Below are 23333 nucleotides of genomic sequence, written 5' to 3'. Positions count from 1 at the left end.
AATTAGCGGTCCACATCTGACATAACAAAATCGATACTACCCAGATACACAATCAGGTCGGAGACCAGACTGCCGCGGATGGCGGACGGGATCTGCTGCAGGTGCGCAAAGCTCGGCGTACGCACGCGGGTACGGTAGCTCATGGTGCTGCCGTCACTGGTCAGGTAGTAACTGTTAATACCCTTGGTCGCTTCGATCATCTGGAAGGATTCTTGTGCCGGCATGACCGGGCCCCAGGAAACCTGCAGGAAGTGGGTGATCAGGGTTTCGATATGTTGCAGCGTGCGCTCTTTCGGTGGCGGCGTCGTCAGCGGGTGATCCGCCTTGAACGGGCCTTCCGGCATGTTGTTGAGGCACTGCTCAAGGATGCGCAGACTCTGGCGCAGCTCTTCTACTTTCAGCATCACGCGGGTATAGCAGTCGGAAACACCGCCGCCAACCGGGACTTCAAAGTCGAAGTTCTCATAGCCAGAGTAAGGACGCGCTTTACGCACGTCGAAATCAATACCGGTCGCACGCAGGCCAGCACCGGTGGTCCCCCACTCCAGCGCCTCTTTCGCGCCGTAGGCAGCAACGCCCTGGGAACGGCCTTTCAGGATGGAGTTACGCAGCGCGGCTTTCTCATACGAGGCCAGACGTTTCGGCATCCAGTCAAGGAATTCACGCAGCAGACGGTCCCAGCCGCGCGGCAGATCGTGTGCCACACCGCCGATACGGAACCAGGCCGGGTGCATACGGAAACCGGTAATCGCTTCCACCAGATCGTAAATTTTCTGACGGTCGGTAAAGGCGAAGAAGACCGGGGTCATCGCGCCAACGTCCTGAATGAACGTGGAGATGTACAGCAGATGGCTGTTAATACGGAACAGTTCTGACAGCATAACGCGAATCACGTTAACGCGATCCGGCACAGTGATGCCTGCCAGTTTCTCAACGGCCAGCACGTAAGGCATTTCGTTTACGCAGCCGCCGAGGTACTCGATACGGTCGGTATACGGAATGTAACTGTGCCAGGACTGACGCTCGCCCATTTTCTCAGCACCACGGTGGTGGTAACCGATATCCGGAACGCAGTCGACAATCTCTTCGCCATCAAGCTGAAGAATAATACGGAATGCACCGTGCGCAGACGGGTGGTTTGGACCGAGGTTGAGGAACATGAAGTCCTCGTTTTCGGTACCGCGCTTCATGCCCCAGTCTTCCGGCTTGAAGGTCAGCGCTTCCATCTCCAGATCCTGCTTGGCTTTGGTCAGCTCAAACGGATCGAATTCAGTCGCACGTGCCGGGTAGTCTTTACGCAGCGGGTGGCCGGTCCAGGTCTGCGGCATCATGATGCGCGTCAGATGCGGGTGGCCGTCGAAGGTCATACCGAACATTTCCCAGGTTTCACGCTCGTACCAGTTGGCGTTCGGGAAAAGTTTGGTGAGCGTCGGCAGATGCATGTCGTTTTCAGACAATGCCACCTTGAGCATGATATCCGTATTGCGGTCTATTGAGATCAGGTGGTAGAAAACGGAAAAATCCGCAGCAGGGAGACCCTGGCGGTGCGTGCGCAGACGTTCATCCATGCCGTGTAAGTCAAACAGCATGACGTAAGGTTTTGGCAATTTCTTGAGGAAATCGACAACTTCCAGCAATTGTTCACGCTTCACCCAAACAACGGGTACCCCGGTGCGGGTCGCCTGAACAGTAAAGGCATCCGGCCCAAAACGGTTGCGCAGTTCGCCAATGACGGGGTCATCCAGATGATCCCGGGTCTGCCAGGCGGCTTCTTGCGCGGTTAAGTCGGTCATATTGTTCACCATTGCAAATGGTCCGTGGTGACTGTTAAGCCTGGCTTCGCGCTATTTGAGTAGTGATATGCGAAGGTGTTCTCCAGGCCCACAGGCGCAAATTAAATTTCGTCAGGCGTACGCAGGTTGGTGACGGCAATACGTTCACCACGTTTACGCTCGCGCTCAGACTGCATGTTCGCGCGATAGACACCCTGATCGCCAACAACCCACGACAGCGGGCGGCGTTCTTTACCGATAGACTCCTGCAGCAGCATCAGCGCTTGCATGTAAGCTTCCGGACGTGGCGGGCAACCCGGGATGTATACATCCACTGGAATAAACTTATCTACGCCCTGCACAACGGAATAAATGTCGTACATACCGCCAGAGTTTGCACATGCGCCCATGGAGATAACCCATTTTGGCTCCAGCATCTGGTCATAAAGACGCTGAATAACCGGTGCCATCTTGGTAAAGCACGTACCGGCCACCACCATCAGGTCAGCCTGACGTGGGGATGCACGCAGTACCTCTGCCCCAAAACGCGCAACGTCATGCACCGCAGTGAATGACGTCACCATTTCAACGTAGCAGCAGGAAAGGCCAAAGTTGTATGGCCAGATGGAGTTCTTACGACCCCAGTTGACCATATCGTGCATGGCATGTTCGAGCTTGCCCATGTACACGCTTTTATTGACTTCTTGCTCCAGGGGGTCGGTTACGATCTCCTGTTTTTGCAGGGGGTAACGGTCATTCTCACCGTTAGGATCTATGCGGGTGAGCGTATAATCCATCTTATTGCCTCGCTGTTACTGCTGACGATTAGAGATACTGTTTTCCGGGTTGATGTGTTCACGACGTGAACGCGCAGGCGTCCAGTCAAGCGCGCCAATACGCACCAGATAAACCAGACCGGCCAGTAGCACTAAAATGAAAATTGCGGCCTCGACAAAGCCTACCCAACCACTTTCGCGGATGGAGGTCGACCATGCGAAAAGGTAAAGCGCTTCCACGTCAAAGATGACGAAGAACATGGCTACCAAATAGAACTTGGCAGACAGGCGTAAGCGAGCGGAACCTACTGAATCAATACCTGATTCGAAAGGGGTGTTTTTGTGCCTTGCGCGGGCGCGACCGCCCAGGAACCAGCCGCCGACTAACATCAGGCAGCACAGGCCAATGGCTACAATAAGAAAGATTGCGAATGCCCAGTGATGAGCGATGACTTCTGTGGATGTTGACATACTCATTGCTTACTCATCAAAAGTGATACCAACGACACTGCTCTTGCTGGCAGATGGGCATCACATCGATTCATGGGGAGGAACAAATAACCTTACACTAACTGTCAGAAATGAGACGTAGACAGCAAAATGATGGGGTTTTTTACTCCTTTCTATAACCTATTGTCAACTTTAACAAAGGTTTCTTCACATTAAATTACATCGAGCGATTCTCATTAACATTTGGTGCCCTTTAACCCTGGTGGTTCCCTGACTTTTCGTCAAATGCATGTTGTTGAATCGTGTCCGTTTTGGAAGTAAAAAAAATAACCCTCCTATTTTGACAGGATTTGCCAACGATTCCTCCCCCTAAATGGGAGTATTTTCTTGATCTGAGACACGCTTTTGTTAATTCAACCAGTAAAACGGCAACATCTTTCCTGTTTTATTAACATGCCGGGCGCGGGAAGGAAGTGAGAAAAGAATTTGTTCAGACTTTAATCAACTGTATTTTACTCATTGATAATTAAGAACTCTTTTCATTTCACTCTCATTAGCGGAGAGAATTTGTGCAAAAAAAAAGCCACTCCATGCGAAAATCGCACGAGTGGCATTTTTTTACACTTACATTTTGTTACCAGAATTTTGAGCTCTCGATCACTCAAAGTCACCTTCAACGATCAGGGAGTCATCCCCCCCTTCGTGGGTAACATGCTCGAACTGCCACGGGTTATGGTAGTTCTCCATTGCTTCGAACACCACTTTCGCCAGCTCGTTGTTACTGGACGTGTTGTGGCACAGCAGATACTCCGTATCCGGCAGCGGAGGGAGTCCATCGGATTTTCCCAGCACCCGCAGATCCGGGCTCATCATCTCCACCGGACGCGCCGTTACGCCAAGGCCGGCTTTGACCGCTGCGCGAACGGCAGGCAATGTGGAGGCCACATACGCCAGTCGCCACGGAATGTTGGCTTCGTTGAGCGCCGCCAGCACCATATCGCGGAATGGGCTCGGATCGTCCAGTAAGACCAGTGGAACAGGCTCGCCTTGCTGAAGCACATATTCCGCCGCGCAATACCAGTGCGTAGGAGACGTTCGCAGCGTCAGGCAATTAAATTGGCCGGGACGATGCGTGGTGACCACGAGGTCAACCTCGTTCTCTTTTAACATCTCAATCATAAAAGCATTACGCTTCACGCTAACATCCAGCGCAAGCTTCGGATAAACCGAACTGATTCGATTAAGAAGGAACGGCAATATAGTATCCGCTGACTCATCAGATGCACCTAACGTTAGCACACCCTGAAGGTTGCTAAACATTAATGACATACATGCTTCGTCATTAAAGCGAAGTATTTTCCTGGCATAACCCAGTAGCTGAATACCGTGTTCCGTTAAGAGCTTATTACGGCCATGACGGGCAAAAAGCTCTTTACCAACCAGTTGTTCCAGACGCTGCATTTGCTGACTGACGGCGGACTGGGTTCGGCAAACTGCGGCAGCAGCTGCTGCAAAAGTGTTGAGGTCTGCGACCGCAACAAACGTTCTCAGCAGATCGAGGTCGAGATTCATTATCGGACGATTTGCATTTATCATATCTATTCACTTTCAGGTTGCTCGTGCGGAGCTGCCCGGGTTGAAGCTGTGTGTAACAGTTAAGCAATTCCTTCTGGAGTTTTCCCTCGCATCCCGGCCCGGCAGACTGCCTGACAGATAGTTATTGTGCTGCTTTAGTGTATATATCAACAGTCAGAAAGCACGTTTCATGACGTTATTTTTATTCTCTTAAACGTTCAGGATATTTAGATGATCGCAGGTTAATGTAAATTACATTAAAGGTATGACACCTTTTCTGCCATCTTTATCGCAGCGCTGTCAACGTTGCAGGTTGTGCTTTGCACACGCCAGCCAGAGATAACTCCAACAATAACAATCAATTAATTCAGAAAATCAGGGCAAGATATACAAATCACATACGTCTTTCCTCTGCTTTCCTTAAAGACATCTTAACTCAAATCCACTTTATTTATAAGTCTTATCGCAATATTCAGGATTAAAGGTTGTTGTTAGGCTTCTAAACTAATTTTATTAAAATTAACTAAAGTTGCATTTTGTAGGTTAATAATAAATAAATTTTAATTTAGATTAAGGCCAATCATTAATAACACTTAACATTAATTTCACATGAGCAACTTTTAACCAAAGCCTACTATTACAGCGTGATCTATTGAAGCACTCAGATTTTACGAAAAGTCACTCAGGTAAACTTCCGCCTTAACCCTGGCCGCTATTTTATTTTTAATAGCACAATATGCAACAAAGATTAAAATTAACAGCACATTTAACCTAATAAAGTGCTTTCATGCATAACTTTAGACCAGAAAATTTCAACGCAGGCAGCGAAAGAGATTCAACAGAATTTTTTCTATTGCACAAAATCTTCTTCTGTTTACCCTTCAAAACGAAGCGAGGGGGGAGTACATTGTTCCGTGCTGACTTCCACGGCAGGGAGCGGCAATAATAGCGAAAAGGTTAAAGGTTCATGTCCCCTATCGAAAAATCCAGCAAGCTAGATAACGTCTGTTACGACATCCGTGGCCCGGTTCTCAAAGAGGCAAAACGCCTGGAAGAAGAAGGCAATAAGGTTCTGAAACTCAACATTGGTAACCCTGCGCCGTTTGGTTTTGAAGCGCCGGATGAAATCCTGGTTGATGTGATCCGCAACCTGCCTACTGCACAAGGCTATTGTGATTCAAAAGGACTCTACTCCGCACGCAAAGCCATTATGCAGCACTACCAGGCACGCGGTATGCGTGACGTTACCGTTGAGGATATTTATATCGGCAACGGCGTCTCTGAGCTGATCGTGCAGGCCATGCAGGCATTGCTGAACAGCGGCGACGAAATGCTGGTACCCGCCCCGGATTACCCGCTGTGGACGGCGGCCGTATCACTCTCCAGCGGTAAGGCGGTGCACTATCTCTGCGACGAATCCTCTGACTGGTTCCCGGTCCTCGATGATATTCGTGCAAAAATCACCCCGCGTACGCGCGGCATCGTGATTATTAACCCGAACAACCCGACGGGTGCCGTCTACTCTAAAGCGCTGCTGATGGAGATCGTGGAGATCGCCCGTCAGCATAACCTGATCATCTTCGCTGATGAAATTTACGACAAGATCCTGTATGACGCCGCGCAGCACCACTCTATCGCCGCGCTGGCGCCAGACCTGCTGACCGTCACCTTTAACGGCCTGTCTAAAACTTACCGTGTGGCCGGTTTCCGCCAGGGCTGGATGGTCCTGAACGGTCCGAAAAAACATGCGAAAGGTTACATTGAAGGGCTGGAGATGCTGGCTTCCATGCGTTTGTGTGCCAACGTTCCGGCCCAGCACGCGATCCAGACGGCGCTGGGCGGTTATCAGAGCATCAGCGAGTTCATCGTGCCCGGCGGCCGCCTGTACGAACAGCGTAACCGCGCCTGGGAGCTGATCAACGACATCCCTGGCGTCTCATGCGTGAAGCCTAACGGTGCGCTTTACATGTTCCCGAAAATCGACGCGAAGCGCTTCAACATTCACGATGACCAAAAAATGGTGCTTGATTTCCTGCTGCAAGAAAAAGTGCTGCTGGTTCAGGGCACGGCCTTTAACTGGCCATGGCCGGATCACGTTCGTATCGTGACGTTGCCGCGCGAAGACGACCTCGAAATGGCCATCAGCCGCTTCGGGCGGTTCCTCTCCGGCTACCACCAGTAACACAAGCATTCTGCCGGGTGGCGCTGCGCTAACCCGGCCTTCAAAATCCGCAAATTTGCATCTTCCCTCCCCTCCCCGCACAATGAAGTCTGTCGCAGTGAAGACAAAAGGTAACCTATGAGTCAGAGTCATTTTTTTGCCCACCTCTCCCGCCTGAAACTCATCAACCGCTGGCCTTTGATGCGCAATGTGCGCACCGAAAATGTCTCAGAACATAGTCTGCAGGTTGCAATGGTCGCGCATGCCCTTGCGGCCATTAAAAACCGCAAATTCAACGGTCAGGTCAATGCGGAACGTATCGCGCTGCTGGCGATGTATCACGATGCGTCAGAAGTGCTGACCGGGGATCTCCCCACGCCGGTGAAATACTTCAATTCGCAGATTGCACAGGAATATAAGGCCATTGAGAAGATTGCCCAGCAGAAACTGATTGAGATGGTCCCGGAAGAGCTACGCGACGTCTTTGAGCCGCTGATTGACGAACATCAGTATACGGAAGAGGAAAAGTCACTGGTGAAGCAGGCGGACGCGCTGTGTGCCTATCTGAAATGTCTGGAAGAGTTGTCCGCGGGGAATAACGAATTTTTACTGGCCAAAACGCGTCTGGAGAAGACGCTGGAATCCCGCCGCAGCGAAGAGATGGATTATTTTATGCAGGTGTTTGTGCCGAGCTTCCATTTATCGCTGGATGAGATCAGCCAGGATTCTCCGTTGTAATTTTTCGCCGGGTGGCGGCTTCGCCTTACCCGGCCAACGTTTCTGCGCTCACGCTAAAACGGGAATAACACCGGAATCAGCACCACACATACCAGCATCACCAGTATGGTGAACGGTACGCCAATCTTCACGAAATCGCTAAAGCGGTAATTCCCCGGCCCCAGTACCAGCGTGTTAACCGGCGAAGAGACCGGCGTCATAAACGCCGCAGAGGCCGCCATCGCCACCATCATTGCAAAGGGGTACGGCGACACGCCCATCGATTTCGCCATCGCCAGTGCAATGGGCGCCATCAGCACCGCCGTGGCGGTATTGGAAATGAACAGCCCTATCGTGGCGCACATCACGAACAGGCACACCATCATCATATACGGACCGTATCCCCCGCCGATGTCCATGAGCCCTTTAACCACTAAATCCACCCCACCGGTTTTTTGCAGGGCAAGGGCGAATGGCATCATCCCGACAATCAAAATGATGCTTGGCCAGTGAATTGCTTTATAGGCGCTCTCGGCATCAATACAGCGAAACTTGCCCATTAACAGGCAGGCAATAATCGCCGCCACCGGGTTCGGGATCTCGTCGGTGAGCATTAGTGCCACCATCAGCACCAGACAAAAAATGGCGTGAGGCGCCTGGCTGTGGGCCGGAGAGGCATCGCTCTCCTCAACGGGCATGTTGAGTACCACAAAATCGCGGCCTTTTTGGCCGAGCTGGCTGATAAGCTTCCAGTTACCCACCACGAGAAAAATATCGCCCAGCAGGATGGGCTCATCCACCACGGCCCCTTCCATCGCCACACCATCACGCTTCAGGCCGACGACATTAAGACCGTAGCGGGTACGGAACCCCATTTCACGCACGGTTTTGCCCAACAATTCCGATTCCGGGATCAGCGACACTTCCGCCATACCCACATCCAGCGCCTGGTCGGAGAAATACTCTCCGCGTAGCACCATCGGCTCCAGCAGCTGCTCGCTGCAAAACTCACGCAGATCGACCTCTGCGGTGGACATATCGATCAGCAGAACGTCACGCGCCCGGAATTCGGACACCCCGTTCACGTTGACGATGACCCGGCGAAAGCGACGCCAGCGCTCTACGCCGATCACGTTCGCGCCATACCGCTCGCGCAGCTTCAGGTCATCCAGGCGCTGGCCAACCATTGGCGAACCGGGGCGAATAGCCAGACGGCGGGCGCGGCCGGCCAGACGGTACTCTTTGATCAGATCGCGGAAGGTGCGTCGTTTCCAGCCATCTTTAGTTTTGTCCTGCTTCTCGCCTTTCAGGGCGAAGCGAGTCAGCAGCATATACACCACACCCATCAACAAAATGACCAGCCCAAGCGGGGTGACGCTGAAGAAGCTAAAGCCCTCCAGCCCTTCACGTATCAGCTCGCTGTTGACCACCAGGTTTGGCGGCGTGGCCACCAGGGTCATCATACCGCTGATGAGCCCGGCAAAGCTCAGGGGCATCATCAGGCGCGACGGTGAGGTTTGCATCCGCATGGAGACGCTCAACACCACCGGGATAAAGATGGCAACGACGCCCGTCGAGCTCATAAAGGCTCCCAGCCCGGCGACCGTAAGCATGAGGTAGATCAGCATTTTGGTTTCGCTGTTGCCGGCCACCCTCACCAGCCATGCCCCCACGAGTGTCGCCACGCCAGTGCGCACCAGCCCGTCGCCGATAATAAACAGCGCGGCAATCAGAATGACGTTGGGATCGCTAAACCCCGAGAAGGCTTCCGGCAGCGTGAGCGTACCGCTCAGCGCAAACGCAACGATAACAAACAAAGCGACGGCATCCATGCGCACTTTGCCTGTAGCAAACAGAATGATGGCGATTAAAAGCAGGCTGAGCACCCAAATCAGTTCACCGTTCACAACATGTCCTTGTCAGAGAGAGATGCGAAATTGTGCCATAAAAAAGCCCCAGCAGCGTGGGGCTAAATCATGGGATTACATTTTTAGCGAGACGGTTACAATACCGTCTGGCGCCTTAGCGATATCAAGCGCGGTCAGCGTATTGAGCACAAAGTCCGCCTCGTCCAGACGGGGAGAATCGGCCGGAACGTTGACGGCAATAACGTGGCTGCCGGCGTTCAATCCGGCCAGCACGCCCGCTGCCGCATCTTCCACCACCACGCACTCCGCCGGGGGGATGCCCAGCAGTTCTGCACCCAGCAAAAAGGCATCAGGTTCCGGTTTGCCGCGTTTTACGCGCTCAGCGGTAATGAACACGTCCGGCGTGGGTAAACCCGCCGCCTTATGACGAGCGTGAGCCACGGGAACCGAGCCGGAGGTGACAATGGCCCACGGAATTTGCGCTTCATTCAAATGCTCAAGCAGTTCACGAGCACCGGGTAACGCAGTAATGCCGTCCGTATCAGTGGCTTCAATGTGTTCCAGATATTTAAACTCTGCCTGAATTTCGTCCTCAGAGCGTCCCGCCAGAAAATGGCGGAGCGAGGTTATGGCCTGTTTGCCGTGGATAAAATTCAGCACGTCCTGATGGTCGATGCCATGTCTGTCCGCCCAATGGCACCATGAACGCTCTACAACCGGTAGCGAATCCACCAGCGTACCGTCCAGATCAAACAGAAAACCTCTACACTGCACACGCACCTCCGTCAGGCATTAATGATTTGTTGAATTTCGTTGCTGCTTAAGTGGTACTGGCGCGGGCAGGCGTGCCATGCGCTCAGCATGCGCTGGTATTTTTCCCACATAGGGGTCTGCGCGTTAAAGCCGTGGGTGCCCGCATCAAAGTGCGTATAACGCCCTTCTGTATTCACCATAAAGCGGACATAGCTCAGATAGCGCGCTTCCGTTGCGGCATCAAAGCCTAAGAAAGTGACGCGGCGCTCATCAATGGACTGCTGATCTTTCAGGTTGGTCCAGGACACGTGAAGCGCGTGGTACATCTCCATAATGTCGATCACGATGCGGCAGGTTTCTTCTTTCAGCTCGCCAAACTCGCGGTCCAGTTCACGCATCTGCAAACCAAAGCCGCGTTCGACGATAGTCTGCAGGCGGCTGTAGCGCTCAGCGTTATCGGGATCAAGCATAGTCATCATTTTGTACTGGTTGGACAAAATCAGACGTTGAGCATGGGTCATTTCCATCTTTCGACTCCTGTAGCGCATGGCACTTGAAAAAAAAGACACGGTAACGGTGTGTTACTGTGCCTTCTTTTATTAGTCGTTTCGATGATCAATCACAAATCATCGAGGAATGTTTTATCAAGTTGCTTAAAAGCTCGCTTAAGCGTGTCAGCCAGCGCCTGATAATCGGGCTTGCCTTCAACCGGAGCGAGTGCCTGACCGGCTTCTTCCAGTTTCCCGCGAACGTCATAAAACCAGTGTAAAATAGAAGGCGGCAGAGGTGTGATTGAACGCTTACCTAACCACCACAGCCCCTGCATCGGCAGGCTCAACGCAAAAAGCGCCGTCGCCACGGCAGGGCCGAGCTGTCCGCCCAGCGCAATTTGCCAGCAGAGGGTAAAAATAGCGACAGGAGGCATGAAGCGAATCGCGTAGCGCGTGGCGCGGATTGTGCGATTCTCAATGAACATGGGCGCAAGGCGTTTTTCCATCGGCCACGTCTTCGCGTAATGCTGTCCCCGACGAAACAGACTAAAAAAATTCACGGACGGGATCTCAGGTGTCGACATGGCATACCTCAACTTCACATATAAAAATTAAAATTTTCGTGCAAAACCACAACAAGCTATGACAACGTTCAAAATATTTTGTCATCACTACCCCGTATCGGGTATCCTGTGCCAGCCTGATAGGGCCGTAGACGAGAATCGTTAACTCGTCAAATTATCGCATATTATGCCATTGTCTGAAAAATGTTCAAAATGGCTTAAAATCATAGGTATTTCTTCCATCCTGCCAGAATGTTCGTTTGGCATGATGTTAATCATAAATGTCTGGGTCAGCATGCGTTACGCTTTTAGACTCTTTGACGTTTTTTTAGCCACGTATCAATTATAGGTACTTCCATGTCGAGTAAGTTAGTACTGGTTCTGAACTGCGGTAGCTCCTCACTGAAATTCGCCATCATCGATGCGCTCAACGGTGACGAGTACCTCTCTGGTTTGGCCGAATGTTTCCATCTGCCTGAAGCACGTATCAAGTGGAAGATGGACGGCAGCAAACAAGAAGCGGCTTTAGGTGCAGGCGCCGCTCACAGTGAAGCGCTGAACTTTATCGTTAACACTATTCTGGCACAAAAACCAGAACTGTCTGCTCAGCTGACTGCGATTGGTCACCGTATCGTCCATGGTGGCGAGAAATACACCAGTTCCGTCGTGATTGACGACTCTGTTATCCAGGGCATCAAAGACTCTGCATCTTTTGCACCGCTGCACAACCCGGCACACCTGATCGGTATCGCTGAAGCGCTGAAATCCTTCCCGAATCTGAAAGACAAAAACGTGGCCGTGTTTGACACCGCGTTCCATCAGACCATGCCGGAAGAGTCTTACCTCTATGCCCTGCCATACAGCCTCTACAAAGAGCACGGTGTTCGTCGCTATGGCGCGCACGGCACCAGCCACTTCTATGTGACTCAGGAAGCGGCAAAAGTGCTGAACAAACAGGTTGAAGAAGTGAACATCATCACCTGCCACCTGGGCAACGGTGGTTCCGTTTCTGCAATCCGCAACGGTAAATGTGTTGATACCTCCATGGGTCTGACCCCGCTGGAAGGTCTGGTGATGGGTACGCGTTCCGGTGACATCGACCCGGCGATCATCTTCCACCTGCACGACACCCTGGGCATGAGCGTTGACCAGATCAACAAAATGCTGACCAAAGAGTCTGGCCTGCTGGGTCTGACCGAAGTCACCAGCGACTGCCGTTACGTTGAAGACAACTACGCAGAGAAAGAAGACGCTAAACGTGCAATGGACGTTTACTGCCACCGTCTGGCGAAATACATCGGCTCTTACACTGCGCTGATGGATGGCCGTCTTGACGCTGTTGTCTTCACCGGTGGTATCGGTGAGAACGCGGCAATGGTTCGCGAACTGTCCCTGGGCAAACTGGGCGTTCTGGGCTTTGAGGTTGATCACGAGCGTAACCTGGCTGCCCGCTTCGGCAAGTCTGGCTTCATCAACAAAGAAGGCACCCGCCCTGCTCTCGTTATCCCAACAAACGAAGAGCTGGTCATCGCGCAAGACGCGCACCGTCTGACTGCTTGATTCCACACCGCCAGCTCTGCTGGCGGTGCTGTTTTGTCACCCGCCACAATCAGGCGGTAACGAAAGAGGATAAACCGTGTCCCGTACTATTATGCTGATCCCTACCGGAACCAGCGTCGGCCTGACCAGCGTCAGCCTTGGCGTGATCCGTGCTATGGAACGCAAAGGCGTTCGTCTGAGCGTCTTTAAGCCAATCGCCCAGCCACGTGCCGGTGGCGATGCGCCAGACCAGACCACCACCATCGTTCGTAAGAACTCCAATCTGCCAGCGGCCGAACCGCTGAAGATGAACCACGTTGAATCTCTGCTCTCCAGCAACCAGAAAGACGTGCTGATGGAAGAGATCATCGCCAACTACCACGCCAATACAAAAGACGCGGAAGTGGTGCTGGTTGAAGGCCTGGTTCCGACCCGCAAACACCAGTTTGCCCAGTCGCTGAACTTCGAAATTGCGAAAACCCTGAACGCCGAGATCGTCTTTGTGATGTCTCAGGGCACAGATACCCCAGAGCAGCTGAAAGAGCGTATCGAACTGACCCGCAGCAGCTTCGGTGGTACTAAAAACACCAACATCACGGGCGTAATTGTCAACAAACTGAATGCGCCTGTGGATGAGCAGGGCCGTACGCGTCCTGACCTGTCCGAGATCTTCGACGACTCTTCCAAAGCGAAAGTCATTAAAGTTGACCCGGCTAAACTGCAGGAATCCAGCCCGCTGCCGGTTCTGGGCGCGGTGCCGTGGAGCTTCGATCTGATTGCCACCCGTGCCATCGATATGGCGCGCCACCTGAACGCCACCGTGATCAACGAAGGCGACATCAATACCCGCCGCGTGAAATCCGTGACCTTCTGCGCCCGCAGCATTCCGCACATGCTGGAGCACTTCCGTGCAGGTTCCCTGCTGGTAACCTCCGCAGACCGTCCAGACGTGCTGGTTGCTGCCTGCCTGGCCGCGATGAATGGCGTAGAAATCGGCGCTATCCTGCTGACCGGTGCTTACGAGATGGATCCACGCGTCAGCAAACTGTGCGAACGCGCGTTCGCGACTGGCCTGCCGGTATTCATGGTTAATACCAACACCTGGCAGACCTCCCTGAGCCTGCAGAGCTTCAACCTGGAAGTGCCGGTTGATGACCACGAGCGTATCGAGAAAGTTCAGGAATACGTTGCAAGCTACATCAACGCAGACTGGATCGAATCCCTGACCGCGACCTCCGAGCGCAGCCGTCGTCTGTCTCCTCCGGCCTTCCGTTACCAGCTGACCGAGCTGGCGCGTAAAGCGGGCAAACGTGTTGTTCTGCCAGAAGGCGACGAACCACGTACCGTGAAAGCGGCAGCTATCTGTGCAGAGCGCGGCATCGCGACCTGTGTGCTGCTGGGTAACCCGGATGAGATTAACCGCGTTGCGGCATCCCAGGGTGTTGAGCTGGGTGCTGGCATCGAAATCGTTGATCCAGAAGTGGTTCGCGAAAGCTACGTTGCCCGTCTGGTCGAACTGCGTAAGAACAAAGGCATGACCGAAGCCGTTGCGCGTGAGCAGCTGGAAGACAACGTGGTGCTGGGTACGCTGATGCTGGAGCAGGACGAAGTTGACGGCCTGGTATCCGGTGCGGTTCACACTACCGCGAACACCATCCGTCCACCGCTGCAGCTGATCAAAACGGCTCCAGGCAGCTCTCTGGTTTCCTCCGTGTTCTTCATGCTGCTGCCTGAACAGGTTTACGTTTACGGCGACTGTGCGATCAACCCGGATCCAACCGCAGAGCAGCTGGCTGAAATCGCAATCCAGTCCGCGGACTCCGCGATTGCCTTCGGTATCGAACCACGCGTCGCGATGCTCTCCTACTCCACCGGTACCTCTGGTGCAGGTAGCGACGTAGAGAAAGTGCGTGAAGCGACCCGTATTGCACAGGAAAAACGCCCTGATCTGATGATCGACGGCCCGCTGCAGTACGATGCCGCAGTTATGGCTGACGTTGCGAAATCCAAAGCGCCAAACTCCCCGGTTGCAGGTCGCGCTACCGTGTTCATCTTCCCGGATCTGAACACCGGTAACACCACCTACAAAGCGGTACAGCGTTCAGCAGACCTGATCTCCATCGGGCCTATGCTGCAGGGTATGCGCAAACCTGTGAACGACCTGTCCCGTGGCGCGCTGGTAGACGATATCGTCTACACCATCGCACTGACGGCGATCCAGTCTTCGCAGCAGCAGTAAATAAGGTCTTGCCGGATGGCGCTTCGCTTATCCGGCCTACAGGACCGTAGGCCCGGTAAGCGCTAGCGCCACCGGGCAACAAAAAGGCGACCCCACGGTCGCCTTTTTTATTTACAGCAGCTCTCGCGCCGCTGAAACAATGTCATGCGCCGTCAGGCCATACTCCTTCTGCAGGAAGTCCTGCGTCCCTACCTGGCCGTAACGCTCCTTCACCCCCACGCGACGCATCGGCACCGGGCAGGTCTCCACCAGCACTTCCGCCACCGCCGAGCCCAGCCCGTTGTGAATGCTATGGTTTTCGCAGGTCACGATCCGCCCGGTTTTCTCGGCGTAGTTTTTCACCAGCATCCGGTCGATGGGCTTCAGGGTAAACATGTCTATCACTGCCGCGCTAACGCCCTCCTGCTCAAGCTGACGGGCCGCTTCCAGCGCTTCGGCCACCATAATGCCGTTGGCAATCAGGGTAATGTCGCTTCCTTCGCGCAGGACATTGCCTTTGCCGATGGTAAACGTTGAACCCGGGGCATACACGCTTGGCGCCTGCTTACGGATAGTACGTACCCAGTAGAACCCGTCGAGGTCGATAAGCTGGCGCAGTATGTCTTCAAACATCACCGCGTCAGTCACCTCCAGCACTACCGAATGCGCCAGACCGCGCACAATGCCCATATCCTCGAACGACATATGCGTCCCGCCGTTGTGGCAGGCCGTCACGCCCGCATCCGAGGCAATAACCTTCACGTTATTTCGCTGGTAGTCCAGGGACATAAACAGCTGGTCGAAGCAGCGACGGCTGGCAAACGCGGTAAAGGTATGAACAAACGGCTTGCGGCCGGTGAGTGACAGCCCGGCCGCGGTACCGATCACGTTGGCCTCCATAATGCCGCAGTTGATCACATGTTGCGGATAATCGCGCGCCACGCCGTCCATCGCCATTGAGCTCATCAGATCCGCTTCCAGGGCGATGATCTCGCTCCCGGCTTCAATCTGTTTTGCCACAAAGCCCGCGTAGATCTTACGCATCTCTATGGCATCTTTCTGTCCTGCAGGTGCAACCTTAATCATGAGTTACCTCCAGCTGGCGGATCGCCTCGTCGAGGGCCGCTTTGCTCTCCGGGGTCAATCGCAGATGGTGCGAGTTACCCAGCTGTTCCAGATACGCCACTCCCTGTCCTTTGATGCTGTCGAGGATCACCACCCGCGGACGCGCATCCGCTGGCGGAACCGGTGCGGTGACCTTCAGCAGTGCCGGGATGTCATCTCCTTTCACCGTCACCACGTCAAAACCAAAGGCGCGGAATTTCCCTTCCAGATCGAACGCGCAGATGATCTCATCCAGCTCGCCATCAAGCTGTTGTTTATTCCAGTCCACAAACACCGTCAGGTTGTTAAGACGATGGTGGGCAATAAACTGGAACGCTTCCCAGCACTGCCCTTCGTTCAGCTCGCCGTCACCGACGATGCAAAAGACCCGATTTGACCGCCCGGCCAGCTTGTGCGACAGCGCCATGCCGCCCGCGATGGAGATCCCCTGGCCAAGCGAACCGGTCGTGGCATCCACACCGCGTGTTTTTAGCCGGTCCGGATGGCTTGGCAGGCGTGTGCCGTTCTGGTTAAGCGTGCTCAGCTCTTCCATCGGGAAATAGCCCTTAATCGCCAGCGTACTGTACAGGGCCGGTCCCGCATGGCCCTTCGACAGGACAAAGTAGTCTCGTTCTGGCCAGTCCGGGTCTGCCGGGTCAATTTTCATTACCGCACCGTACAGTACGGCCAGCGTTTCGACGACCGACATACTGCCGCCGTAGTGACCAAATCCCAGCTGCGTCAGCGATTTCAGGGTCTCGAGTCGAATTTGACGCGCGAGTTCGGTTATCTCATTCTCGTTCATGATTTGGCTCCGGTGTTTTCCTGCGCATTACCACCCGCAGATTTGTTTTTCGCGAACACGTTGTACGCCACCAGCAGCGCGAACAACGCAACGACAAGCCCGGTGATGGCCAGTGGTGACAGGAAGCGCGCCAGGTTGCCAAGCACAATCCCGACGGCGCCGAAATCAGCGTCCGAGAAAGTGGTATTGGCAAAGCCAATGGCTCCCAGTACAGGCAGCAGCAGCACCGGCAGGAAGGTGATTAAGAGCCCGTTGGCAAAGGCGCCAATCATTGCCCCGCGACGTCCACCGGTGGCGTTACCAAACACGCCCGCGGTTGCGCCGGTGAAGAAGTGCGGCACCACGCCCGGCAGGATCAGCACCCAGTTAAACTGGCCGCAGATAATCAACCCCACAATCCCCCCGAGGAAGCTGAACAGGAAGCCAATCAGCACCGCGTTGGGCGCATACGGATAGACCACCGGGCAGTCCAGGGCCGGACGCGCATTGGGCACCAGTTTTTCTGAGAAGCCGGTAAAGGCCGGGACGATTTCTGCCAGGATCAGGCGTACACCCTGCAGGATGATGAACACCCCTGCGGCGAAGGTGATTGCCATGATAATGGCATAGACCAGGTAGTTCTGACCGCCGCTGAAGGTCGCCTCGACGTATTCACGCCCGGCGCTCACCGCCATGATCAGGTAGATAATCATCATGGTCAGAGAGATGGAGATCGAGCTGTCACGCAGGAAGCTCAGGTTCTTCGGCAGGTTCATCTCTTCGGTTGAACGTGAACCTTTGCCGACCTTGCTGCCAATCCAGCCGGACAGCACGTAGCCCAGGGTGCCGAAATGGCCGAAAGCAATATCATCGTTGCCAGTAATGCGCTTCATGTAACGCTGCGCAATCGCCGGGAAGAAGGCCATGACCAGCCCGAGGATCAGCGACCCCGTAAAGACCAGACCTACCCCTTCAAAGCCCGCAACCGTGAGGATCACCCCAATCATGCACGCCATGTAGAACGTGTGGTGTCCGGTCAGGAAGATATACTTCAGACGGGTAAAGCGGGCGACGAGAATATTGGCCACCATCCCAAACGCCATAATCAGCGCAGTCGAGGCCCCATATTTTTCCAGCGCAATGGAAACAATCGCTTCATTATTGGGGATAATGCCCTGGATATTAAAGGCGTGTTCAAACATACCGCCTAATGGATTTAAAGACCCCACCAGCACGGTGGCGCCACCGCCCAGCACAATAAACCCGAGAATAGTTTTAATGGTCCCTTTTACAACGTCAGAAAAGGCTTTTTTCTGCGCAACGAGACCAATTAAGGCAATCAGGCCTACCAGCACGGAAGGGACTTTTAAAATATCGACAACGAAATTCAGCGTTTCAAGGATAAACATATCCACCTCGCCTTATCAGGGTTATTGTCTTTCGAACCAGGCACGCAGCTGCGCTTCAAGTTCGTTGATATCGATGATGTTGTTGATCACCACCAACTGGTTTTCCGGCACGCTGGCGCTGGAGGCAATATCTTTCGCCATCACGAAAAGATCGGCCGCACCGGGCGTGGCTGAAGAGAGATCGGAGTGCTCAACCTCGGCGTCAATGTCCAGCTTCTTAAGCACTTTTTTAATATTCATTTCGACCATAAAACTACTGCCCAGGCCAGAACCGCATATAGCCATGATTTTCATTGTTGTCCCCTTTTTTGCGTAGAGTATGTCCCATCACGCTTGCGCGTAATGTGTATGACGAGTCGGATTAAATAATTAAATCAGAAGCGGTCAATTATCGTTTTTATTTCCTCCAGGGTATTCGCCTGATGTAATTCTGCCATATCCTCATCGCTTGAAAATAATTCAGCCAGCGCGGAGATCATTTCGATATGGCTGTGTTTATCCGGTGCTGCCAGCATAACGATCACATCGACGGGATCAAATTCGCCTGCACCGAATGAAACGCCCTTCCTGAGTTTTAATAATGAGAGGCCCAGTCCTTTTGCCCCCTCTTCCGGCCGCGCATGCGGCATGGCCAGCCCTGGTGCCAGCACATAATAGGGTCCTAAAGTGTGGTGCTGCTCAATGATGGCCGTTACGTATTCCGGCGCAATGACCTGCAGCTCCAGCAACGGTTTCGCGCATATCTCCAGCGCCTGCGGCCAACTCTCAACGCTATCCTGCAGCGTGATGGTTGTATCATATATCCACTTTTTGAGCATTTTCCCTCCCGACATCGCGCTAAAGATGAACAAACTTTATTCAACGCATAACGAATTGGCTGCGATCGGGATCACAAAGATAGCGCTACCAAGATCTAACATGCGGAAGTGTGATAGCGCTATCAAATTGACATCCTGGCGCGAAATCACAGCAAAAAAAGGGATTTAAGGCGTATACTGCCTGTCACGTGAAGCGAAGGATGAAATGAGTGGCGTCCTGTCAGCAGGAAGGTGTATGTCTCTAACCCGAAAACGGCGCAGTACCGGTAAAGTGACACTTGCCGATGTCGCACAGCTTGCCGGTGTGGGCACAATGACCGTGTCCCGTGCTCTCCGCACGCCTGAACAGGTTTCCGATAAACTGCGAGAAAAAATAGAAGTCGCGGTACAAGAGTTAGGCTATATGCCCAATCTTGCAGCCAGTGCGCTGGCTTCGGCCTCGTCGTGGACGATCGCGATGGTCGTCCCCAATCTTTCCGAAGCCGGTTGTTCCGAAATGTTCGCCGGGCTCCAGCAGGTGTTACAGCCCGCCGGCTATCAGATCATGCTGGCCGAATCCCAGCATCGTCTTGAACAGGAAGAGAAATTGCTGGAAACGCTGCTGGCGTCAAATATCGCCGCAGCGATATTGCTCAGCGTCGAACATACTGACACCGTGCGTCACTGGCTAAAAAACGCCTCGATTCCGGTGATGGAGATGGGCGCCATGCGCGCCGATCCTATCGATATGAATATCGGGATTGATAACGTCGCGGCCATGTATGAACTTACGGAAATGGTCATCAAACGCGGCTACCAGAACATCGGCCTGCTGTGTGCCAACCAGGAGCAGTGGATTTTCCAGCAGCATTTGCAGGGCTGGTACAAAGCGATGCTGCGCCACCATATGTCGCCTAACCGGGTGATTAACGCCGCCATGCCGCCGAGCTTTTCAACGGGGGCCGCACAACTTCCTGAATTTCTGCTGGCGTGGCCGGAGCTGGATGCGCTGGTTTGCGTCTCAGATGAACTGGCCTGTGGCGCGCTGTACGAGTGCCAGCGCAGGCGGATCAAGGTGCCGGACGATCTGGCCGTGGTCGGGTTTGGTGACAGCGACGTCAGCCGTGTCTGTCAGCCGCCGCTGACGACGATGGCAGTACCCCATCGTAAGATTGGTATTGAAGCGGGACGTGCATTGCTGGAACGTCTGAATGACGGAGACTGGCGCGATCAGAAACCCATCGCATCCAGTCTGTGTCTGAGGGAGAGCTGCTAAAGCTTATTCGGCCTCTTCTTCTTTCTCGGATTTGGTCGATTCGTTTTTGGCGTTGCGGGTCATCCACAGCGCCAGTGCTTTTAACGAATCCGGCGTGAACTCGTCACAACGCGCGGTGATCTCTTCCGGCGTCATCCAGCTCACTTCGCTCACTTCTTCTTCCTGCAGGGCGAACGGCCCGTGGGAAACGCAGCTAAACAGCCCGCCCCAGACACGGCAATGTTCGTCTTCAAAATAGAACTGTCCATGCTCGGCAAACGGTACGCCCGCAATGCCTAGCTCTTCTTCCGCTTCACGGCGTGCGGAATCCAGCAGGACCTCATCCGCCTGAACGACACCGCCCGCAGTGGCATCCAGCATACCAGGGAGAAAATCTTTGGTGTCCGTGCGGCGTTGAACCAAAATTTTGCCCATGCCGTCATGAACAACAATATACGTCGCACGATGACGCAGGCGTTCAGCGCGCATTTGTTCGCGGCTGGCCTGCGCGATCACTTCATTCTCTTCGTTGACAATGTCAACCCACTCTGTACTTGCCAAATGACTCTGCTCCACCATCGGGAAACCTTCTCGTCTAAGCGCTCTTACGGCGCGTTTACAGTTGAGGTGTAACTTACGGATTAATCGCTACCTGTGCAATAACTTGCTGATCATTAAGTGCGATAACGCTTAACGTATGCTCATCAAGCATGCCATAGCTCGCCGGGTATCCGCCTTTCGGAATGCTGACCGAACCTGGGTTGAAGTGATAAATCTCCCCGCGTTTTTCTGCTACCGGAATATGAGTATGGCCGTAAACCAGGACATCGCCAGCGGCCAGCGCCGGGAGATTATCCGGGCTAAAAAGATGACCATGGGTGAGGAACAGACGGCATTTTTCCAGCAGCACCTGTTGCCACGGAGCGGTCATGGGGAAGTGCAGCAGCATCTGGTCCACTTCGCTGTCGCAGTTACCGCGCACGGCAATAATGCGCGAGGCATACGGGTTGAGTTTTTCCGCCACCTGCGCAGGGGCATAGCCTTCCGGCAATGCGTTACGTGGGCCATGGTTCAACACGTCACCCAGAATAACCAGCCACTGCGCCCCACTTTGTGCGAACAGGGAAAGAACGCGCTCGGTCGCGGGCAGCGATCCATGGATATCCGACGCAAACATCAGTTTCATCAGTCACTCCTCAGAAAAACAGACTGCCCTTATCATACCTTAAGCGCCAGGGCTTATCAGCCGACGCGCTTAGCGGAGAGTGCCACATAGCGCTGCACCGACGCACGTTGCCACTGGAAAGTGGCGTAATCCACCAGCAGCTGGGGAACGTCATCGCCGTTAAGGATCAAGCGGTTCAGCATCAGCGCCAGGTCGGTATCGGCAATACACCATTCGCCAAACAGGTTCGGGTTACCGTGGGCCAGCAGCGAGGTGGCGGTGTCAATCAGCTTTTGCGCGCTCTGCGCCCCCTCAGTACTCAGGGCGGACTTTTTCACACCCGCAAATACCACATCCGTGGAGCGTTCAACGCGAATCGGCACCAAATCGCTGCGTAGCCACGCCTGGATTTGCCGTGCCCGGGCCCGCTTTTGCAGATCGTGAGGATAAATACGCTCCCACTCTGGTGGCGCGAACCGATCTTCCAGGTATTCATCGATCGCAGACGATTCGCTCAGGGCGAAACCATCAATGTCCAGTACCGGCACGCGCCGGGTCAGATCGTAACCCTGCCACTGCGGTTTCAGGTGTTCACCGCCGTCCAGATCAACGGTTTTCAGGCTAAATGACAGCCCTTTTTCCGCCAGCGCCACGTACACGCTCATGACATAGGGTGAAAAGAATTGGGCATCGGACCACAACGTGATTACAGGCTGGTTCATAACATCCTCATCGGCTGATCGGTATTCCCTCAACATATAGTCTCTTTACGCCGCTGTCACTTGATGAAAACTCACGATTTTGCACAACCACCTATACTGATTGGTCATGGCATTACACTTCACACTGACAGGAGTTGAGAATGATCGACCTTTATTACGCCCCTACTCCAAACGGCCATAAGATCACCCTCTTTCTTGAAGAAGCCGAGCTGGAATACAGGATCATCCGCGTGGATATCAGCAAAGGCGATCAGTTCAGGCCTCTCTTTCTGGCCATCTCACCGAACAACAAAATCCCGGCCATCATCGATAACCTGCCAGCTGATGGCGGCAAACCGTTGAGCCTGTTTGAATCCGGGGAGATTTTGCTCTATCTGGCGGAGAAAACCGGCAAACTGCTGAGCGAGGAACTGCGCGAGCGTCACCACACGCTACAGTGGCTGTTCTGGCAGACAAGCGGCCTGGGCCCGATGCTGGGGCAGAACCACCACTTTACCGCTTACGCGCCACAACCCATCCCGTATGCGATAGAGCGCTATCAGGTGGAAACGCAGCGGCTGTACGGCGTACTGAACCGTCGGCTGGAAAAATCACCGTGGCTCGGGGGCGATCATTACAGTATCGCCGATATCGCCTGCTGGCCGTGGGTGAATACCCATGAACGTCACCGTATTGATTTAGCCTCTTACCCGGCGGTTAACAACTGGTTTGAACGTATCCGCACCCGCCCGGCGACCGAGCGTGCGATGAAAAAAATCCAGGAGATTTAGGCCTGCGTCCGGTTGGGCGCGTGTCAGGCTCTCATGTATTATGGGGAGGAAATACTGACACGGAGAAGACCTGCAATGTCGCAGCATGACGCTATTATTCGTATAAAAAATTTACGCTTACGTACCTTTATCGGTATCAAAGACGAGGAGATCGCCAACCGTCAGGATATCGTGATTAATGTGGTTATCCACTATCCGGCAGACAAGGCGAGAGGCAGTGAAGATATCAATGACGCGCTGAACTATCGCACGATTACGAAAAGCATCATTCAGTACGTGGAAAATAACCGCTTCTCTCTGCTGGAAAAATTAACTCAGGATGTGCTCGACATCGCACGCGAACATCACTGGGTCACTTATGCTGAAGTAGAGATCGATAAACTTCACGCCCTGCGTTATGCCGACTCCGTCTCCATGACGTTAAGCTGGCAGCGCCGGGCGTAA

The 23333-nt window shown here is 53.7% G+C and carries 23 protein-coding genes; 7 read left to right on the top strand and 16 right to left on the bottom strand.

Going from position 1 to position 23333, the window contains the following annotated elements:
• Positions 1-2: 2 nt before the first annotated feature.
• The 4 genes from nuoC to lrhA all read right to left on the bottom strand — a co-directional run bounded on the left by nuoC (position 3) and on the right by lrhA (position 4594).
• Positions 3-1805, bottom strand: coding sequence for an NADH-quinone oxidoreductase subunit C/D (gene nuoC / locus ACOTZF_RS18690; protein WP_013098106.1), 1803 nt, complete (start codon positions 1803-1805; stop codon positions 3-5).
• Between the two features lie 89 nt (positions 1806-1894).
• The gene (gene nuoB / locus ACOTZF_RS18685) at positions 1895-2569 is read right to left on the bottom strand and encodes an NADH-quinone oxidoreductase subunit NuoB (RefSeq protein WP_003861482.1); all 675 of its coding nucleotides are present in this window, start codon (positions 2567-2569) and stop codon (positions 1895-1897) included.
• Positions 2570-2584: 15 nt separating this feature from the next.
• Positions 2585-3025, bottom strand: coding sequence for an NADH-quinone oxidoreductase subunit NuoA (nuoA, locus tag ACOTZF_RS18680; protein WP_014171000.1), 441 nt, complete (start codon positions 3023-3025; stop codon positions 2585-2587).
• A 630-nt stretch (positions 3026-3655) separates the two neighbouring features.
• Positions 3656-4594: a transcriptional regulator LrhA gene (lrhA, locus tag ACOTZF_RS18675; RefSeq protein WP_029881734.1), complete on the bottom strand. Its 939-nt coding sequence runs from the start codon at positions 4592-4594 to the stop codon at positions 3656-3658.
• Positions 4595-5540: 946 nt separating this feature from the next.
• Here lrhA and alaA point away from each other — a divergent pair.
• Positions 5541-6755, top strand: a complete 1215-nt coding sequence (alaA, locus tag ACOTZF_RS18670) for an alanine transaminase AlaA (RefSeq protein ID WP_129317835.1) — start codon at positions 5541-5543, stop codon at positions 6753-6755.
• 117 nt (positions 6756-6872) lie between these two features.
• Positions 6873-7472: a 5'-deoxynucleotidase gene (yfbR, locus tag ACOTZF_RS18665; protein WP_013098110.1), complete on the top strand. Its 600-nt coding sequence runs from the start codon at positions 6873-6875 to the stop codon at positions 7470-7472.
• A 53-nt stretch (positions 7473-7525) separates the two neighbouring features.
• Here yfbR and ACOTZF_RS18660 read toward each other — a convergent pair whose 3' ends face one another.
• The 4 genes from ACOTZF_RS18660 to yfbV all read right to left on the bottom strand — a co-directional run bounded on the left by ACOTZF_RS18660 (position 7526) and on the right by yfbV (position 11147).
• Positions 7526-9358, bottom strand: a complete 1833-nt coding sequence (locus ACOTZF_RS18660) for an SLC13 family permease (protein ID WP_020690639.1) — start codon at positions 9356-9358, stop codon at positions 7526-7528.
• Positions 9359-9433: 75 nt separating this feature from the next.
• Positions 9434-10093, bottom strand: a complete 660-nt coding sequence (locus tag ACOTZF_RS18655; RefSeq protein ID WP_040022372.1) for a sugar phosphatase — start codon at positions 10091-10093, stop codon at positions 9434-9436.
• Between the two features lie 11 nt (positions 10094-10104).
• Positions 10105-10599: a YfbU family protein gene (locus tag ACOTZF_RS18650; protein WP_013098113.1), complete on the bottom strand. Its 495-nt coding sequence runs from the start codon at positions 10597-10599 to the stop codon at positions 10105-10107.
• Positions 10600-10691: 92 nt separating this feature from the next.
• Positions 10692-11147 (bottom strand): terminus macrodomain insulation protein YfbV, encoded by a 456-nt coding sequence (gene yfbV / locus ACOTZF_RS18645; RefSeq protein WP_020690637.1) that lies wholly within the window; start codon positions 11145-11147, stop codon positions 10692-10694.
• Between the two features lie 336 nt (positions 11148-11483).
• Between yfbV and ackA the strand changes: the two genes are divergently transcribed.
• Positions 11484-12686, top strand: a complete 1203-nt coding sequence (ackA, locus tag ACOTZF_RS18640; RefSeq protein WP_058680706.1) for an acetate kinase — start codon at positions 11484-11486, stop codon at positions 12684-12686.
• Positions 12687-12762: 76 nt separating this feature from the next.
• A complete protein-coding gene (gene pta, locus ACOTZF_RS18635) occupies positions 12763-14904 on the top strand; it encodes a phosphate acetyltransferase (protein WP_013098116.1) in 2142 nt (713 codons plus the stop codon).
• A 111-nt stretch (positions 14905-15015) separates the two neighbouring features.
• Here pta and ACOTZF_RS18630 read toward each other — a convergent pair whose 3' ends face one another.
• The 5 genes from ACOTZF_RS18630 to ACOTZF_RS18610 all read right to left on the bottom strand — a co-directional run bounded on the left by ACOTZF_RS18630 (position 15016) and on the right by ACOTZF_RS18610 (position 18998).
• Entirely contained in the window at positions 15016-15969 is a 954-nt protein-coding gene (locus ACOTZF_RS18630) for a transketolase family protein (RefSeq protein ID WP_013098117.1), read from the bottom strand.
• Positions 15962-16792 (bottom strand): transketolase, encoded by an 831-nt coding sequence (locus ACOTZF_RS18625; protein ID WP_029881737.1) that lies wholly within the window; start codon positions 16790-16792, stop codon positions 15962-15964. The genes ACOTZF_RS18630 and ACOTZF_RS18625 overlap by 8 nt, the downstream gene beginning before the upstream one ends.
• Positions 16789-18180, bottom strand: coding sequence for a PTS ascorbate transporter subunit IIC (locus ACOTZF_RS18620; protein WP_023622509.1), 1392 nt, complete (start codon positions 18178-18180; stop codon positions 16789-16791). Before ACOTZF_RS18620 ends, ACOTZF_RS18625 begins: the two co-directional genes overlap by 4 nt.
• 21 nt (positions 18181-18201) lie before the next feature.
• On the bottom strand, positions 18202-18474 hold the full coding sequence (locus ACOTZF_RS18615; RefSeq protein ID WP_013098120.1) for a PTS sugar transporter subunit IIB: 273 nt from the start codon (positions 18472-18474) through the stop codon (positions 18202-18204).
• An 80-nt stretch (positions 18475-18554) separates the two neighbouring features.
• Complete coding sequence (locus tag ACOTZF_RS18610) at positions 18555-18998, bottom strand: PTS sugar transporter subunit IIA (RefSeq protein WP_013098121.1); 444 nt, start codon at positions 18996-18998, stop codon at positions 18555-18557.
• Between the two features lie 235 nt (positions 18999-19233).
• Between ACOTZF_RS18610 and ACOTZF_RS18605 the strand changes: the two genes are divergently transcribed.
• Positions 19234-20253 carry a LacI family DNA-binding transcriptional regulator gene (locus tag ACOTZF_RS18605; protein WP_129317833.1) on the top strand — a complete coding sequence of 340 codons (1020 nt, stop codon included), beginning with the start codon at positions 19234-19236 and terminating at the stop codon, positions 20251-20253.
• A gap of 3 nt (positions 20254-20256) precedes the next feature.
• Here ACOTZF_RS18605 and yfcD read toward each other — a convergent pair whose 3' ends face one another.
• Genes yfcD through yfcF form a run of 3 tightly spaced genes read right to left on the bottom strand, consistent with a single transcriptional unit; the run spans position 20257 to position 22119 of the window.
• On the bottom strand, positions 20257-20811 hold the full coding sequence (yfcD, locus tag ACOTZF_RS18600; protein ID WP_013098123.1) for an NUDIX hydrolase YfcD: 555 nt from the start codon (positions 20809-20811) through the stop codon (positions 20257-20259).
• 55 nt (positions 20812-20866) lie between these two features.
• On the bottom strand, positions 20867-21418 hold the full coding sequence (gene yfcE / locus ACOTZF_RS18595; protein ID WP_013098124.1) for a phosphodiesterase: 552 nt from the start codon (positions 21416-21418) through the stop codon (positions 20867-20869).
• 56 nt (positions 21419-21474) lie between these two features.
• Positions 21475-22119: a glutathione transferase gene (gene yfcF / locus ACOTZF_RS18590; RefSeq protein ID WP_128311974.1), complete on the bottom strand. Its 645-nt coding sequence runs from the start codon at positions 22117-22119 to the stop codon at positions 21475-21477.
• A 140-nt stretch (positions 22120-22259) separates the two neighbouring features.
• Here yfcF and yfcG point away from each other — a divergent pair, with 140 nt between their 5' ends.
• On the top strand, positions 22260-22889 hold the full coding sequence (gene yfcG / locus ACOTZF_RS18585) for a GSH-dependent disulfide bond oxidoreductase (RefSeq protein ID WP_013098126.1): 630 nt from the start codon (positions 22260-22262) through the stop codon (positions 22887-22889).
• Positions 22890-22964: 75 nt separating this feature from the next.
• On the top strand, positions 22965-23333 hold the full coding sequence (folX, locus tag ACOTZF_RS18580) for a dihydroneopterin triphosphate 2'-epimerase (protein WP_013098127.1): 369 nt from the start codon (positions 22965-22967) through the stop codon (positions 23331-23333).

The sequence above is a fragment of the Enterobacter cloacae complex sp. SHL021 genome (genome assembly GCF_049237765.1).
Classification (GTDB): Bacteria; Pseudomonadota; Gammaproteobacteria; order Enterobacterales; family Enterobacteriaceae; genus Enterobacter; species Enterobacter cloacae.
This window is presented reverse-complemented; position numbering and strand designations above follow the sequence as displayed.